The sequence below is a fragment of the Frankia sp. CeRuru1 genome (genome assembly GCF_977966315.1).
In genome coordinates, this window is sequence record NZ_CDWWEW010000010.1 from 1 (window position 1) to 14,879 (window position 14,879).

The 14,879-nt window shown below is 67.4% G+C and carries 9 protein-coding genes; 8 read left to right on the forward strand and 1 reads right to left on the reverse strand.

Features of this window, described 5'->3' with window-relative positions; translation table 11 throughout:
• The first annotated feature begins 1,392 nt into the window (after window positions 1–1,392).
• The 5 genes from AC08OP_RS01615 to AC08OP_RS01635 are packed head-to-tail and all read left to right on the forward strand — an operon-like array spanning window position 1,393 to window position 8,209.
• Window positions 1,393–2,628, forward strand: a complete 1,236-nt coding sequence (locus AC08OP_RS01615; RefSeq protein WP_476612569.1) for a glycosyltransferase — start codon at window positions 1,393–1,395, stop codon at window positions 2,626–2,628.
• On the forward strand, window positions 2,618–4,591 hold the full coding sequence (locus tag AC08OP_RS01620) for a hypothetical protein (RefSeq protein ID WP_476612570.1): 1,974 nt from the start codon (window positions 2,618–2,620) through the stop codon (window positions 4,589–4,591). Before AC08OP_RS01615 ends, AC08OP_RS01620 begins: the two co-directional genes overlap by 11 nt.
• A complete protein-coding gene (locus AC08OP_RS01625) occupies window positions 4,588–5,475 on the forward strand; it encodes a hypothetical protein (protein ID WP_476612571.1) in 888 nt (295 codons plus the stop codon). Before AC08OP_RS01620 ends, AC08OP_RS01625 begins: the two co-directional genes overlap by 4 nt.
• Window positions 5,476–5,528: 53 nt before the next feature.
• A complete protein-coding gene (locus AC08OP_RS01630) occupies window positions 5,529–6,962 on the forward strand; it encodes a lipopolysaccharide biosynthesis protein (protein ID WP_476612572.1) in 1,434 nt (477 codons plus the stop codon).
• Window positions 6,959–8,209: a glycosyltransferase family 4 protein gene (locus AC08OP_RS01635; RefSeq protein ID WP_476612573.1), complete on the forward strand. Its 1,251-nt coding sequence runs from the start codon at window positions 6,959–6,961 to the stop codon at window positions 8,207–8,209. The genes AC08OP_RS01630 and AC08OP_RS01635 overlap by 4 nt, the downstream gene beginning before the upstream one ends.
• 31 nt (window positions 8,210–8,240) lie before the next feature.
• Here AC08OP_RS01635 and AC08OP_RS01640 read toward each other — a convergent pair whose 3' ends face one another.
• Entirely contained in the window at window positions 8,241–9,329 is a 1,089-nt protein-coding gene (locus tag AC08OP_RS01640) for a glycosyltransferase family 4 protein (protein ID WP_476612574.1), read from the reverse strand.
• A gap of 845 nt (window positions 9,330–10,174) precedes the next feature.
• Between AC08OP_RS01640 and AC08OP_RS01645 the strand changes: the two genes are divergently transcribed.
• From AC08OP_RS01645 to AC08OP_RS01655, 3 genes are all read left to right on the forward strand, one after another.
• Window positions 10,175–11,614 carry a 4-hydroxyphenylacetate 3-hydroxylase family protein gene (locus tag AC08OP_RS01645; protein WP_476612575.1) on the forward strand — a complete coding sequence of 480 codons (1,440 nt, stop codon included), beginning with the start codon at window positions 10,175–10,177 and terminating at the stop codon, window positions 11,612–11,614.
• Between the two features lie 12 nt (window positions 11,615–11,626).
• Window positions 11,627–12,925 (forward strand): hypothetical protein, encoded by a 1,299-nt coding sequence (locus tag AC08OP_RS01650; RefSeq protein WP_476612576.1) that lies wholly within the window; start codon window positions 11,627–11,629, stop codon window positions 12,923–12,925.
• An 828-nt stretch (window positions 12,926–13,753) separates the two neighbouring features.
• Window positions 13,754–14,782 carry a prephenate dehydrogenase/arogenate dehydrogenase family protein gene (locus tag AC08OP_RS01655; RefSeq protein ID WP_476612577.1) on the forward strand — a complete coding sequence of 343 codons (1,029 nt, stop codon included), beginning with the start codon at window positions 13,754–13,756 and terminating at the stop codon, window positions 14,780–14,782.
• Window positions 14,783–14,879: the final 97 nt, after the last annotated feature.

Here is a 14,879-nt window from a genome sequence, read left to right on the forward strand (position 1 = left end):
CCACCACCCCGGCACCGTCCCCAACAGCCAGCCACTCCCTCAAGAACCATCACGCACGGTCACGCGACTTTGAGGAGTCCCTGCCACCCGGAGAGGTGTCTGCGCAGTTGCTGTTAGGATTCGCGGAGAATCTCCGATCCGCGCTGAAGACCCGTTCGTGCTCTCAGGTGCGGGTCAGCCGGAACGGGACTTTCGTTGGGGGGACGTTTCAAGTGACCATGCCACATCGTATTTTTTCGCGCCCACCGGCGGGCGGATCCACCTGCACGGTCCGTCGCGGCGGCATACCGGTTCTTCCCTGTCCGGCGCGGCCGGCGACCGCCGGCTCTCGGCCGCGCCGGTCGCCCGGTCGTCGCCAGGTGGACCGCGCGTGAGCACATACTTCTTCTCCGTTTCCCCTCGAGATCGTTAGCCGTTTGTCCGGCCGTTCACCGAGAGATGAGCTCCGGTCCGGCCACCCGTCGTGCATCCCGGGCAACGGGTGACGGTATTTTGGTCGGCTCCCACGGCGCCCGGAAATCCCGCAATCCCGAGGTCCACGTGACGGCGCTCCAGCGCCCGCCGTTTCGTTCCCACGACCGGGGACACCGATTTTTCCGGTGGACCGCCTCCCGGAATGACGGCTCGTACTTTTCGACCGCACCACCGACGCCGGGGACCTCCGATCGGAGGTTCCCCGCGCGCATCGGGACCGAAAGCGCTTCGCCACTTTGCTCCCCGCGATGTGGCGTGGCCCACTTCAATGGCAGATGACCGTGACACCGAGGAAAATTAATGATATCGAGGAGAAGTCGACTTCCAACATCGATACTCAGCGGGTGAGATCCACAAAATAACGACGCGCATGCCGCGGGGGGGCGCCGAACGTATTTCGCCACTCGATCGGACGGCGGATGTCAGATGGGTCGCGTCGCGAACGCCTGATGCGGGGGTGGATGCCGACATGTTTTCTTCACATAATCCTTGGAGAAGCGACGGGGTCGAGACGGCGCCAAGCATGGAATCATCGACATCCGCTGGGGACCGCCCTGTAGGTCCCCTCAGACAGATCCGCTCAGGCAGGTCCGAGGATGCCGAGCGCCAAGCGCGTCGTTCCAGATCCTCTCCCCGCGGGCGGATCGGTTCTCCAGCTCTCCACCAGGCATCCGCATCCCAGATGACAGCCCCCAGCGACAGCCCGACGGCACGGGACCGAGTCTGCCACCGCCGCAACCGAGTTCTGCCGCGCCGCGGACGAGAAGCGAGGACAGAGTGAATATCGGCAGTCCCGACGGAGCGAAGAAGACCGGAACCAGCGGAAGCATATGCGTCGTCGGGCCGGGGTTTCGTTTTCTCAGTGGGTTGAGCGTCTATTCATGCCGGCTCAGCAATGCACTGGCCGAAGAGTTCGAGATGAACGTCATCCTGATCCGTCGGCTTCTGCCGGAACGGCTGTATCCCGGCCATCGACGGGTCGGCGCCAAGCTGACCAGTCTGTCCTACGACAAGAAGGTGACAGTCCTCGACGGGATCGACTGGTATTGGGCGCCATCACTGGCCCGGGCCGCCGTCTTCCTCGTCCAACGACGCCCGCGGCTTCTCGTTCTCCAGTGGTGGACCGCCGCGGTCCTGCACACCTACCTCGCGCTGGCCCTGATCGCCCGTCTCCGCCGGATCCCCATGGTGATCGAGTTTCATGAGGTGCAAGATCCGGGCGAGATGCGTTTCGCACCAGCCCGCATCTACTCCCAACGCCTACTCCCGGTCCTGGTGCGGCTGGCCGGTGGCGCGCTGGTCCACAACCAGCACGACGCGGATCAACTAGCTTCCGTCCTTGACCTCGGACACCTCAGAGTCGAGCGGGCCCCGCACGGGCCTTACGACCAACTCCTCACCGTCGACAGCACGATGTCCGACGATCCCATCGACGTCCACGGGGCGGCCCAGCCGCTCGTGAAGCCGACCCGACTGCTCTTCTTCGGGCTGATCCGACCGTACAAGGGACTCGAGGACCTGGTGATGGTCTTCAACAGCCTCGACCGGGTGGAGGCTGAAAAATACACGCTGACCGTCGTCGGCGAGACCTGGGAGGACTGGGACCTGCCGAGCAGGCTCATTGCCGAGAGTCCTCACCGGGACCGCATCACCTTCGTGAACCGGTACGTGGACGACGGCGAGGCCGCACGGTTCTTCGCCGCCGCCGACGCACTCGTGCTGCCCTACCGGCGCGGCAGCTCGAGCGGTCCCCTGCACATCGCGATGAGCCACGGCCTACACGTGATCCTCTACGAGGTCGGCGGGCTCGCCGAGGCCGCGCGCGACTACAAGGGCGCCACCCTCGTTCCGCCCCACGACCTCGACAAGCTCGCGGCGGCGATCCGGAAGCTCCCCGAGAGGCGCGCGGAGCGGTTCGCGACCGAACACACCTGGGATACCACGCGCGCGGCCTACCGGGAACTCTACGACGCGCTGGTGCCCTCGTCGGATCGGGGCACCCGGCTGGCCACCACGGATCGGACCACCCCGGCCGACGCCGCTGCGAACGGCTCCGGCCGGACGACGCAGAGAACGTTGAACACACGAATCAGCTCACGAATCATCCGGAGCAGGAAAACATCGACCCGCTCAGGTGATCTGCATGAAGGCTGATCCGAGGGCAGAGATGGCCGACCCCGACGAGACGGTCGTCCTGGACCGAGCCGTCATCGTGAAGCCGAGAAGAAATCGGCTGAGCCTTCACTCGCCAAGCCGCAGACAGCTCTGGCTGTCCGTGGCGGCCGGCGTCCTGATCGTCGGTCTGTCCTTCCGGACGGCCGCCACGGGCGGAGCTCCGATCCGCTACTACACGCTCTTCTGGGTCGGTGTCCTGATCGTCGCGGTTCCAGTGGCCCTCGTTCTGGGTTCGGGACGCGCGAGCTTCGGCGACCGCCTGCATGCGGTGCTGGTCTTCGCCGCGTTCACCTTCTTCCCCAAGTTCCTGCGCAACCCCTCGGAGCCGGTCTACCACGACGAGTTCGCGCACTGGCGGGAGACCTACGACATCCTGAGAACCGGTCACCTGTTCCAGCCAAACGGCGTCATCCCCATCATCGAGTACTTTCCGGGGACCCACGCGCTGACTACCATCCTCGTGCGCCTGACGGGGCTGAGCATCTGGCACTGCGCGGAACTGCTGATGTTCAGCATGCATGTGCTCGCCGCCGTCGCGGTCATGCAGCTGGTGTCCACCCTCCTCGGCAGCGCCCGGGCCGGGGGAATCGGGGCTCTGGTCTACATGACCAACTCCAGTTACATGTACTTCGACACTCAGTTCGCGTACGAGAGCGTGGGTATCTCGTTCTTTCTCTGGGCGCTTGCCCTGGCCTTCACCGCGAGCCGGGCGGCGACGCCGACGCCACGGCGCCACCTGACCGGTCTCGCGATCGTGGCAGCCTCCTGCTGCGTGGTGACCCACCACCTGACCACGCTGATTCTCATCTGCTTCCTTCTACTGATGGCGCTGGTGACCACCGTGCTGCGGCTGCGATGGCGCGGCCGGCCCAGCCAGGAACCGATCGGGCAGTGGTGGGTGCTCCTCGGCGCGCTCGCCACGACCGCGACACTCTGGGTGGTTTTCGTCGCGCCCGGCACGGTCCCGTACCTCTCGCCCTACGCGGGCAACGCGACCCAGCAGCTGTTCGGCTCGGATTCAGGCAGTGCCCAGAGTCGCCGCGCTGTTCTCGCGGTGACCGCCCAGCCGGTCTACGAGCGCCTGCTGACGGCTGCCGCCCCACTGGTGATCTTTGGATTCTCCGTGCTGGGCTGCGTCCAGCTGTGGCGGACGCGGCGGCATTTCGCGGCGGCCTTCTTCGGAGTCGTTCTCTTCGGCCTGATCTACTTCCCATCGGTGCCCTTCGTCCTCACCCCGAGTGGGGCGGAGGGAGCCCGCCGCTCGTGGGCCTTTACCTACGCCGGGCTGGCGGTCCTGCTTGCCCTGGCGACGATCCGGCTACTCGACCCCGAACGGCAGACCGGTCCACGGCGCACCCTCCGTCCGCTGACCCTGGTTCGGGTGCCGCCCACGGCGATCGTCCTCCCGGCTTTCGTCGTGGTTCTGATCGGCAACGTCGGCGGCGGGCTGAACGATCCCTATCGTTTTCCGGGGCCTTACCGGTTCGGGTCGGAGTCGCGCGCCCAGAACCTCGAGACGAGGACCGCCTCGGAATGGTTCGGTGAGCATCTCGGACCCGTCCGAGTCGTCGTGGACCGGTACGCTCTAGAACCGCTCGTCGCCTACGGCGGAGCGGTACCTGCCGTGCCGTCGTCAGGTTTCCCGGTCTGGCAGATCTTCGAATCCGCCGATGACCCACCCGTCACACTTCGGAATCAGTTGTCATCCAGCGACTACTACTACTTCTTCATTGACCTGAACATGGCCCGCGAGGCCCCGTTCGGCGTGTCGCTGCTCAATAACAGCGAACCGCCTATCGAGCTCCCGGTGAAGCCGGCGGTACTCGAACGGTTCAACCAGTCCCCCTGGTCGACAAAGATCTTCTCCAGCGACAATTTCGCGATCTACCGCATCGACTATGCGGCTTTCGGGCAACGCCTCACCACGGGGGTAAACGGGTGACAGCCACGACCTACACCCGGCCGGGACCCAACCTCGGCGTCCGCACGGTCGAGGGGCTCGCTGGCGCCGCCGTCGCCATCGGTTACCTGCTCTGCCTCGCCGCGCCGGGAGCCGCGCCACGCCTGGTCGGGCTGGTGCTCATCATCGGCGGCGCCGGCTTCCTGCTGACGACCGCGGTCGCGCCGCCCGGGACGGCGTCGCGGCTAGACGAGATGATTCCCACTCCAGTCCTGCGCTTCCTCTACCCGCTCGCCGGAATCGTCTCGCTACTCGGCGCTGCACTGGCCGCCAACCTCACTGGAGGCGGGCTCAACCGGGGCACTCTCGTCCTCATCCACGCTGGAATCGTCATCGTCGCCCTCGGGTGCGCGCTGGTGCGGACACCGTCCTCGGCCACGACAACCATCCCGCTCCTCAGTCGTCGCCACGCGGCGGCCACGGTGGCCGGCACGATCGTCCTCGCCGGCTGTGTGGTGGCGTCGGTGCTCGTCGCCCTCGCCATGCAGCCGGCCAGGAACGACACGTACACGAACTTCGCCCTCGACGGCCCGTCGGCCCTTATACCCGGTGTCCTCGATGGCCCCCCGGCCAGGACGGTTGCGCTCTCGTGGAAATACTCGGTGTCCAGCCGAAACCTGGTACGCACCAGCCCGGAGGTTCTCGTCGGTGGCCGGCCGACAGCCTCCACGACGGCTATCACGGCCGTAACGCCGACGGCGTTGACCGGCTCCACGACGTTCGTCGCGCCGACCGCGCCGGGTACCTATCGAGTGGAACTGCGGATGCGGATGCCCTCGCAGCCGGACCGCGAGCTCATCCTCTACGTCCAGACCACGGCGCAGGCACCGGCCGCATCGCAGACGACGAGCCGACCGCCCTCCTGAGGTACCTGCCCGCCGCGTCGCTGATCGGCGACGCGCGGCAGAGCGGCCGGCGGATGACGTCAGCCACCCTGTTCGTCGCGGGCAGCACCGCAGGCGGGGCGCTCGTCGGCTATCTGTTCTGGCTGGTCTTGGCGCGCACCGAATCGACGGCCACAACGGGACTCGTCGGCGCGATCACCAACGTCATGACAGCCGGAGCGGTGCTCGCCTGCTCCGGATTCGGCACGGGCCTGATCACGATTCTGCCGACGCGCCGCGACGACGCTTCCTGGAGCCGGACCCTGCTGGCCGCGACACTCGTCACCACCGTGATCTCCGGCGTCGTGGGCATCGGCGTGGTGCTGGTCGCGCCGCGTTTCTCGGCGGATCTGGCCGACCTGGGCTCGGTCTCCCTGGGGTCCGCCTTCGTCGTGGGCACGGTGGCGACCGGACTGGGTTCGCTGCTCGACGCCGTGGCCCTCAGCGAACACCGCAGCCCCGTGCAGATGATCCGGACCCTCGTGTTCAACATAGCCAAGACGGGGTTCCTGTTCATTCCGGTCACCGGTCTCGCCGCGACGACACGTGTCCTGACCGGTTGGGTCGCCGCCATGTGCCTGTCCACACTCATTGCGGCCGGCCTGCTACTGCGCGCCGGCCGCGCGTTGCATCCACGATCCGCCGGCGTGCTCGCCGAGGTCAGGACCCTGGCCCGGGCGCTTGTCGGCAACCATGTCATCACGGTCGCCGGCTCACTCGGCCCCTACCTGCTGCCACTGATGGTCGTCGTGCGGCTGGGACCGGAACTCGGTGCCTACTTCTACGCGACCTGGATGCTCGGCAGCGCCTTCTTCATGATCAGCCCGGCAGTGGCCTCGGCGTTCCTGGTCGAGGCCAGTGTGGATCGTCGACAGATGTCGACCGCGATGCGCCGGTCGGTGCGGATCCTGGTTGTCGTCCTGGGACCCTTGTCCGTCGCCTTCGTCCTGTTCGGCAGCACCTTCCTCCGGATCTTCGGTCCGGACTACCCCGCACAGGGCAGGGTGCTGCTGCTCCTGCTGACCGCGTCCGTCCTGCCGGACGCGGTCACCAATCTCGCGATCGCCTTTCTGCGCGCGGTGAAGGACCTACGAGCCGCGATCATGCTCAACGTCGCCATGCTGGTCGCGGTGCTCGTCTTGGCCTGGACACTGCTGCCGGTCTGGGGGATCAGTGGTGCCGGGGCGGCCTGGCTACTCGCGCAAGGGGGTGGTGCACTGGCCATCCTCGCCTTCTCCTCGCGTTACCGCTCCCGCGGCGCCGGACCGGGCCGGTCCGGCGGACGGCACCGGCGCGGGGCAGGTGTCGGCGCGCCGGGCAGTCGACACCGCTACCACGATCCGATCCCGTCCCAGGCCAGCCGCACGGCCCGGGGTGGCCCGAGTATCCCGTTTCCCTCATCCCCACGGTTTCCCTCATCTCTACGGGCGGGTCGATGGCAGACCTGCGAAGGCGGAGGTCTGACATGAGAGTGCTGCTGGTCAGCGACGGCTACCCGCCCGCGTTGGGCGGGATTGAGAGCGCCGTCCAAGACATCGCCCGGGCCCTGGTCCGACGCGGCCACGAGGTCCGGGTGGCGACGCTGGACCTGCCGGGCGCACCGGCCCACGAACGGATCGACGGCGTCGAAATCCACCGGTTGCGCGGGCTCACCCGGCATCTGCGCCGGTTCGCCGCGGATCCGTCCCACTTCTTTCACCCCACCGTGCCCGATCCGCCCCTCCTCCGGGCCCTGACGCACCTCGTGGGCTCCTGGCGACCGGACATCGTCCACGCCCACGGCTGGATGGTGCATTCCTGCCTTCCGCTTCGCCTGCCGCCGACCACCGGCCTGGTGGTCCATCTGCACGAATACGGTCTGATCTGCGCCGGCAAGACCTTGACCAGGGCCGATGAGCACTGCGGTGGACCGTCCATCCGCCGCTGCGTACCGTGTGCGTCGGCCACCTATGGTTCAGCGAAGGGCGTGGCGCTCACGCTGGGCCTGATAACCAGCCGCCCCTTGCTCAGCCGCGTCGACCGTTTCCTCCCGATCAGTCTGGCGGTCCGCGACTCCGTGTCGGCCGCTCTTCCGGCGATCCGGGACCGGATGACGATCATCCCGCCGTTCATCTCCGACGACGTCGGCCGGATCGGTGAGACGCAGCCCAGGCCCGCCTTTCTGCCCACCGGACCTTTCCTGCTGTTCGTCGGCGCATTGGGACGGCACAAGGGTGTCGACGTCCTGCTGGAGGCCCACCGTCGGCTGGCTGTCCCGGTGCCGCTGGTGATGCTCGGCATTCCACGGTCTGATCTGGACGTCGGCGATCGGCCGGGAGTCCTTGTCCGCTCGAAGGTCCCCCATCAGGAGGTGCTGGCCAGTTGGCGGGCGGCCACGGTCGGCGTGGTGCCCTCCCGCTGGGCCGAACCGTTCGGGTTGGTCGCAGTCGAGGCGATGGCGTGCGGTACCCCGATCGTTGTGTCGGACATCGGCGGGCTGCGTGACATCGTCGAGGACGGTGTGTCCGGGTTGCGGATTCCACCCGGAGACGCCTCGGCGCTCGCCGATGCGCTCGACCGCCTGCTGGCCCACCCGAAGCTGCGCGGGGATCTCGCCCGCGGCGGCCTGGAACGATCCCCCCGTTTCAAGGCCGCCCAGGTCACCAGGGATCTGATCGACGTCTATGAGACGGTCCTGGCGGCGAAACGGACTGCGGCCTCGACGCGGGCAAGGTGAGGACCGCCGATTCGCCGCGCCGCGGCGGGGTTCACGACGCCGAGGACACGGCGGCGTAGAGATCGAGGGTGGTGGCGGCCACCGCGTCCCAGTCAGGCGGCATCCGGACGGGCGCCGGCGGATCGTCCAGGGCGGCCCGCACGGCGCGCGCGACCACCTGGGCCGCGGCGTTCACCGGAATCAGGGCGGAGGTGGGATATCCCGTTCCCGCGACCACCTCGCGGTGGGCGGGGATGTCGGTGGCCACCACCGCGGCGCCCGCGGCGATGCCCTCGGCCACGGTGAGCCCGAAGCACTCACGATCGGACAGGGCCAGGACCACCTCGGCCCGTCGATACCAGCGCGCGAGTTCCTCCGAGGGAATCCTGCCGAGCAGGATCACCCGGTCCCGCACTGCGAGGGACCCGGCAAGCTCCTCGAGAGCGCCGCGCTCCGGGCCCGAGCCCGCGATGACGAGACGCACGTCCGGACCGAGGGCCGCCAGCGCGCGGATGGCGAGATCTGGACGTTTGTACCCCTCGAGGCGGCAGGCCATGAGACACAGCTTGCCCTCCTGGGACACAGGCTCGGCTGCCTGGATCGCGGCCACCTGGACCCCGTTGGGTATCACCGCGATCGTCGGCAGGGTCGTCATGCGGAGGTCGCCGCGAAGCATGTCCGCCTCGGCCTGGGAGACGCAGATGACGGCGTCCGCCGCCGAGATGAGCCGGCGGCCGAGCGCCCGGTACCCGACGTGCAGGGCCCGGGTACCGAGGGTGGTTCCGCGCCCGAGATAGTGGGGAGTCACCACCAGTGGATGCGAAGCGCCCATCGCCGCGAACGGCGTCACCAGAGCATGGTAATTATGTAGATGAATTACCGATCCTCGATATGCGCCCTGCCGCAGGTACTGACACAGCTCCACCGAGACCCCCTGGCCTCGGAACGGGAGAAAGCTCCGGAACCGCCGCACCACGACGCCCGGCGGATCAGGCGGACCCACCGGCGGACGCCCATCCTCCTGCGTCACGACACTCACCCGGTGACCGGCGTCGACGAACCGCCGGGCGAGTTCAGCAATGTGAATCTCGATGCCGCCGAGATGCGGAAAGAAGCGCGGTGTGACGAGCACGATATCCATCAGGTCCCCCGAGTTCCTGCCTGCTGATGCGACGCTGTCGAATCCCCCGACGCCGGAAATCCTCAACTCCCCTCGCCACCGCCTGCCACCGGCGACGTCACTCCCGTCCCGCGGCCGCGTTCTCGCCGGCCCGGTCGCCGCCGCGGAATCGTACCGGAGCTGTGCTGTTGCCGGACGACGCCCCGACCCATCCGCCGGGGCGATCCACCGACGGCACCGCCGTCTCCCTTCGAAGCTGGCTGGCAGAGCCAGTCGACAGGGGCGAACGAAAGGCCGTGACATATCTCACCTGCCCTTCTCGGCGGTACATCCGGGACCGAGTGCCGTAGCCTCCGCGCCCCAATCCTGTAGGAGGAAGATCGGGACGTGACCGACTCATGATACGTGGCCCGGCGGTGGATACACGGGCCCTACCTGCGGTTCTGCTCAGCCCCTGGGCGCCGCACGGACCTATCCTGCACCCGGCCGTTCGGCGCTCGCCGGAACGAAATCCTCATCACACGCGGAGTGGGCCAGCACCCCACGGCTACCGTGGGGTCACCTTCGCCGCGGCCGATGGTTTCGAGTTTACCTGATGAGCCCGGTGCATACCTGTACCCTGAGCGGCGCCTGGGCATGCTCCACGACCTCCGCCCGAAAACCCACTCCCGGCCCCGAGAGGCCCAGCGGCAGACCCCAACCAGCGACGAGCCGCCACCAAGTCGCCAGGAAGATCGAGAAGGAGACGGCAGGTGCAGGGGCTCGGAAGCAAGCAAGTTAAATGGCAAACCGAGGCCCCCCGCAGCCGGCTAATCGCCGGTATGTAGAGTGGCCTTGTCTGAATATCTGGGGGGGGCGGGACCAAGATGGGCGCGCGTACGGGCAAAGAGTTCCTCGCGGGGTTGCTGGACGGCCGCGAGGTCTGGCTCGGTGGACAATGTATCGATGACGTTACAACACATCCGGCGACAGCGGGGGCTGCGACCATGCTCGCAGGGCTGTTCGATCTTCAGCAGGACAGCAGCGATCTTTTGTTGGACACCGATCCGGAGACCGGCGAGCCGACTCCGGTGACTCATCTGATCCCTCGTTCGGCTGCGGACCTCGCCCGTCGGCATATCGCGATCGAGTGCATCGCGCAGCGGACACTCGGGCTAATGGGACGCAGCCCCGACTATGTCAACGTCACGCTCGCGGGCTTCGCCGGGCGGACGGACGTGTGGTCCCGGGACGGGAACGACGAGGGGACAGTGAACCTTGTCGAATATCATCGGCAGGTCAGGCTCAACGACTGGGCACTGACCCACGCCATCGTCAACCCGACAATTGATCGCTCCCAGCCGGAGACCGCAGCGGGCGGTGGCGAGATCGTCGTCCACAAGGTGGCCGACACCTCCGAGGGTATCATCGTGCGGGGGGCCCGCGCACTGGCTACCCTCGCTCCCTTCGCCGACGAGATGCTCGTTTACCCGGGCTATCCACTGAGCGAGGGCACGGAGCGGTACGCGATGATCTTCGCCATTCCCCTGTCGACCCCGGGCCTGAAACTCATGTGCCGGGACAGCTACTCCTCGTCAGGAGCGGTCACCGACGCCCCGCTGTCGAGCCGGTTCGACGAGCAGGACGCCGTCGTCATCTTCGATGACGTCGAAGTCCCCCGGTCCCGGGTCTTCCTGGACGGCAACGTCGACCTCTACAACCAGGTCGGGCAGAGGTCCGGGTGGACGGCGAACATGATGCAGCAGACCACAATCCGAGCGGCGACGAAGCTCCAGTTCGCCTGGGAGCTCGCCACGAAGATGGCCGAAGCCGTCAACAACACCTCACCGCAGGCCTTGGAGCAGCTCGGCGAGATCTGGACCTATCTCCAGATGACCCGCAGCTGCTTGGCTGCGGCCGAGGGGGGCGCCCATGAATGGGGCGCCGGAGTCTGGTTCTGTGACGAGCCCCCCCTGATGGCACTGCGTCCCACCCTGCCGCGGTGGTTCCCCCGGGTCAACGAGATCATCAAACTGCTCGGCAGCCACAGCCTGCTCGCCACGCCGTGTCAGGCGGAGCTGGAGAATCCCGCGCTGCGTCCGCTGCTGGACCGTTACTACCAGGGCGCGAACGGCATGACTGCCGCCGATCGGACCGCTCTGTTCCGGCTGGCTTGGGACTTCGTGGGCACGGGGCTGGCGGGGCGATCGGAACTGTACGAACGCTTCTACCTCGGTTCAGCGAGCCGCTTCTACCAGCTGGCTCACCGAATGGCCGCGAAGTCGGCCGACTTCAGCCTGGTCAACTCTGTCCTTCCTGCCAAGTAGGGATCCGCACCAGTGTTGCGACGACTCCTCCGGCCGACGACGTCTCCGACGTCCGTGTCGCTCGCCGACCGGCCCTGGCTTCCCTTCAACGTGATCCGCATGTTCGGTCCGGTCGCCGCCCCCACGCCCGATCAGCTCCGCGCCGCCATGCTACGGCTGGCCGAGAAGCAGCCGTCCCATCCACTCGTCAGTGTCCTAGATCGGCGGCGGCTCCGGTACGTTCCGGTCGCGTCGGCACGGCAAGCCTCGCACTGCGCCCGGCTCGTGGAACTCCTGCCCGACGGGGAGGATCCGGTCCACGCGATGAACCGTGCCCTGAGCAAGGGCGTCGACGATCTTCCCTTCCGTCTCCTGACACGCGGGGATCTGCTCGCGGTGGTCACGAGCCATGCACTCGGGGACGCCGCCACCACGAGCCGCATCGTCGAGCAGGTACTGGCCAGCGCCGAGACGGACGCGGCCCTGCTGGCTGTCCCGTCCCCGGACTCCACCCGGAGCCTGATGCGGATCGCGGCCCGTTACTACGGAAGACGACCTTCGCGGGCGCTGACGAGTCTGCGGGCTCCACGCCCGCAGCCGCCGGCAGGTGATAATCGGAACGGCTCGTCCTGGCCGGCCGCAACACCGGCGCCTAACGTGGTCGCGACGCGGATGTCGGCCGAGGCGCTGGGCGGACTGCGGCGGTGGCGGGACACCGCCGCACCCGACGTGTCGGTCGCGATGCTCGTCTGCTCGGCGGCCAGGCTCGCCGTCCGCGCGGCTGGGCTGCCGGTTGTCGATGACGGGGTGTACATGCTGGTGGACAACCGTCGATACGCGGGCCCGGAGGTAAAGGCGCCGGGCAACCTCGCGAAGAGCGTCTACCTATCCGCGCCCACCGACGAAGGACCGGTCGCGCTGCACCGGACGCTGACAGCGACGTTAGCCTCGGGTCGGACTCTGGCCACCGCGGTCGACGGGACGCTTCGAGCGGCCCAGGTCCGACAACCCGTCGGCGATGTTCCGCAGGCGGTCGGTAACAGAGCAGTGTTGTCACTGACCTACGTCGGTCGGGCCGCCGAAATGCAGGGCGTCCCGTGGACCGCCCCGCCGGCCGACCGGTTCTGGTTGGTCGGGGCCACACCCGGCGGGCCGGACGGGCTGACCTTCTCCTTCAGCGAGATCGGCGGCGTCCTGCACATGACCGCCAGCTATTACCCGGACCGGATTCCGACCGCCGGGATCCAGGCTGCGATCGATCTACTCCGGGAACCGCTGCACCTATTGACAGATGTTCATCAACGCTTCATCCTGCCGCAGGCAACACCGTGATCATTCATCTGACAGCCCCAGGATCGCAATGACATACGGAGTATATCGGACAAACATGGAGGCGGTAGCCCACCGAGGAGAGGGTCAGACGAGATCACGGATCATTGCCGGGGCGGTGATCTAAGCCCGCCGAGGTTTGATTCAGTTGCCACCCTGCTTCTTTGCCGTGAACAGTCCCGGGATGGCCTCGATAATCGATATCCACTGCTACACTACTGAACGGGGAGGGGTAGATGCCCGCCACCCCGCGCGCGAACCGCCGAGAGGTTGGTGGGTTGCGTTTTCCGCTCTCTACGGAGCACCAACAGAGATCGGTATGCGGGAACTCGGTAAGTGAAGGTCGACCGCCTCAGGGGGGACGAGGCCGGATACGCAGAGGGGGACGCGGAGAGTGTTGACTCGCACCTAAGACTGAACGCCTCAGGGATGCTCTCATCGACTCCAGCCGAAATTTCGGAGCGAGCGGAGCACGTGAAATGAGCAGCCGGGTCCGCCCGGCATCTGAGACCACTAGTCTCGAAGCCACGTTGTATATACGTGGAACCAGGTAGGACAGCGGGTCTGCGGCGGCAGAGCGGCGCGTACCCCGTCCTAGCGGGGGGAAGATGTATTCCGCTTTTTTCAATGCGCCTGTTTCCTGTCGCTGTCGACCATTTTTTGGCTGGGTACGGTCTCGCCGTATCCGTATGGTGAGTTCGAACCCGGCCGCCGTCCAATGGCCGGGCCAGCTCGATCCATCGGTCGGGGGTGACTATGCCAAACCGGTCTCCTAACGTTCTCAGGCACTCGGTCGAGCCTCGGCAGCTTCCTCACGACGAACTCCGCCCGATGCGGGTGCTCATTGTCGGCACGGGTCTGATCGGTACCTCCATCGGTCTGGCGCTGCGTCGCCAGGACACCGAGGTCCTTCTCCAGGACTGCGACCCTCACCGGTTGAGGACGGCCGTGCATCGCGGGGCGGGACAACCATGGCCGGTCCAGTGCGGTGCCTCGCCGCGCGAGCAGAATGGCGCTCGGAACGCCCCCGCGACCGACGTGGTCCATGTGGACCACGTCGTCCTCGCGGTCCCGCCGAGCGAGGTGGGCAGCGCACTGACTACCTGGCAGCAGCGTCTGGCCCACTCGACGTTCAGCGACACTGCTTCAGTGAAAGCCGCGCCGTTGGCGGACGCGGAACGGATGGGCGCCGACATGTCCTCCTTCTGCGGCGCCCATCCCGTCTCCGGGCGGGAACGCAGTGGCCCTGAATGGGCCGAGCGCGATCTGTTCACCAGCCGCCCATGGGTGCTGACCCCCGGTCCGAGTACCTCCGAACGCGCGCTGCTGCATGCCCGAATGATTGGCACGGCCTGCGGCGGCGCGGTGGTCGAGATGGTGCCGGACGCGCACGATCTCGCCCTCGGGCTTCTCAGCCACGTTCCCCACCTGATTGCCAGCGCGATGGCGGCGCGGCTGTCGGGCGTGCCCGACCATGTGGTCAACCTCGCCGGGCCGGGCCTGTGGGACTTCACCCGCATCGCCGGGGCAAACGCGGAGCTGTGGTCGGAGATCGTGTCCGCGAACGCCTCGCCGATCGCCACGTTACTCGCCGAGATCGTGGCGGACCTCGACCGGGTGCGCTCCGCACTGACGTCCACTGTTTCCGACCCATCCCTCCTGCCCTCCCTGACCCAGCTCTTCCGACTCGGCAACGCGGGACGTTTCCGCCTGGAGGCCTCCCGCACGACGGCGCTGTCTCACGGGGGCAGAACAGGTCGGATGCCACGCCGGGACGACGCGCTTACCGCGAAGGATGCCGGAGACCTGCTCGGTTCCTCTCACGTCCGCCTCGCGGGAGGAGCCGGCACCATGACCTGATCCACGGTGTCTCTCGCCAGCTCGGCCTCTCCACCGCCGATGATCCCGGCACACGGTCCATCACCCGGCCCGACGGTCCTGGTCATCCGCCTGCGGA

Excerpts from the sequence above, each read along its gene's own strand:
- AC08OP_RS01615 (WP_476612569.1), top strand. The coding sequence starts at position 1,393 with ATGAACGTCATCCTGATCCGTCGGCTTCTGCCGGAACGGCTGTATCCC.
- AC08OP_RS01640 (WP_476612574.1), bottom strand. The coding sequence starts at position 9,329 with ATGGATATCGTGCTCGTCACACCGCGCTTCTTTCCGCATCTCGGCGGC.
- AC08OP_RS01655 (WP_476612577.1), top strand. The coding sequence starts at position 13,754 with ATGCGGGTGCTCATTGTCGGCACGGGTCTGATCGGTACCTCCATCGGT.
- AC08OP_RS01620 (WP_476612570.1), top strand. The coding sequence starts at position 2,618 with ATGAAGGCTGATCCGAGGGCAGAGATGGCCGACCCCGACGAGACGGTC.
- AC08OP_RS01645 (WP_476612575.1), top strand. The coding sequence starts at position 10,175 with ATGGGCGCGCGTACGGGCAAAGAGTTCCTCGCGGGGTTGCTGGACGGC.
- AC08OP_RS01635 (WP_476612573.1), top strand. The coding sequence starts at position 6,959 with ATGAGAGTGCTGCTGGTCAGCGACGGCTACCCGCCCGCGTTGGGCGGG.
- AC08OP_RS01630 (WP_476612572.1), top strand. The coding sequence starts at position 5,529 with ATGACGTCAGCCACCCTGTTCGTCGCGGGCAGCACCGCAGGCGGGGCG.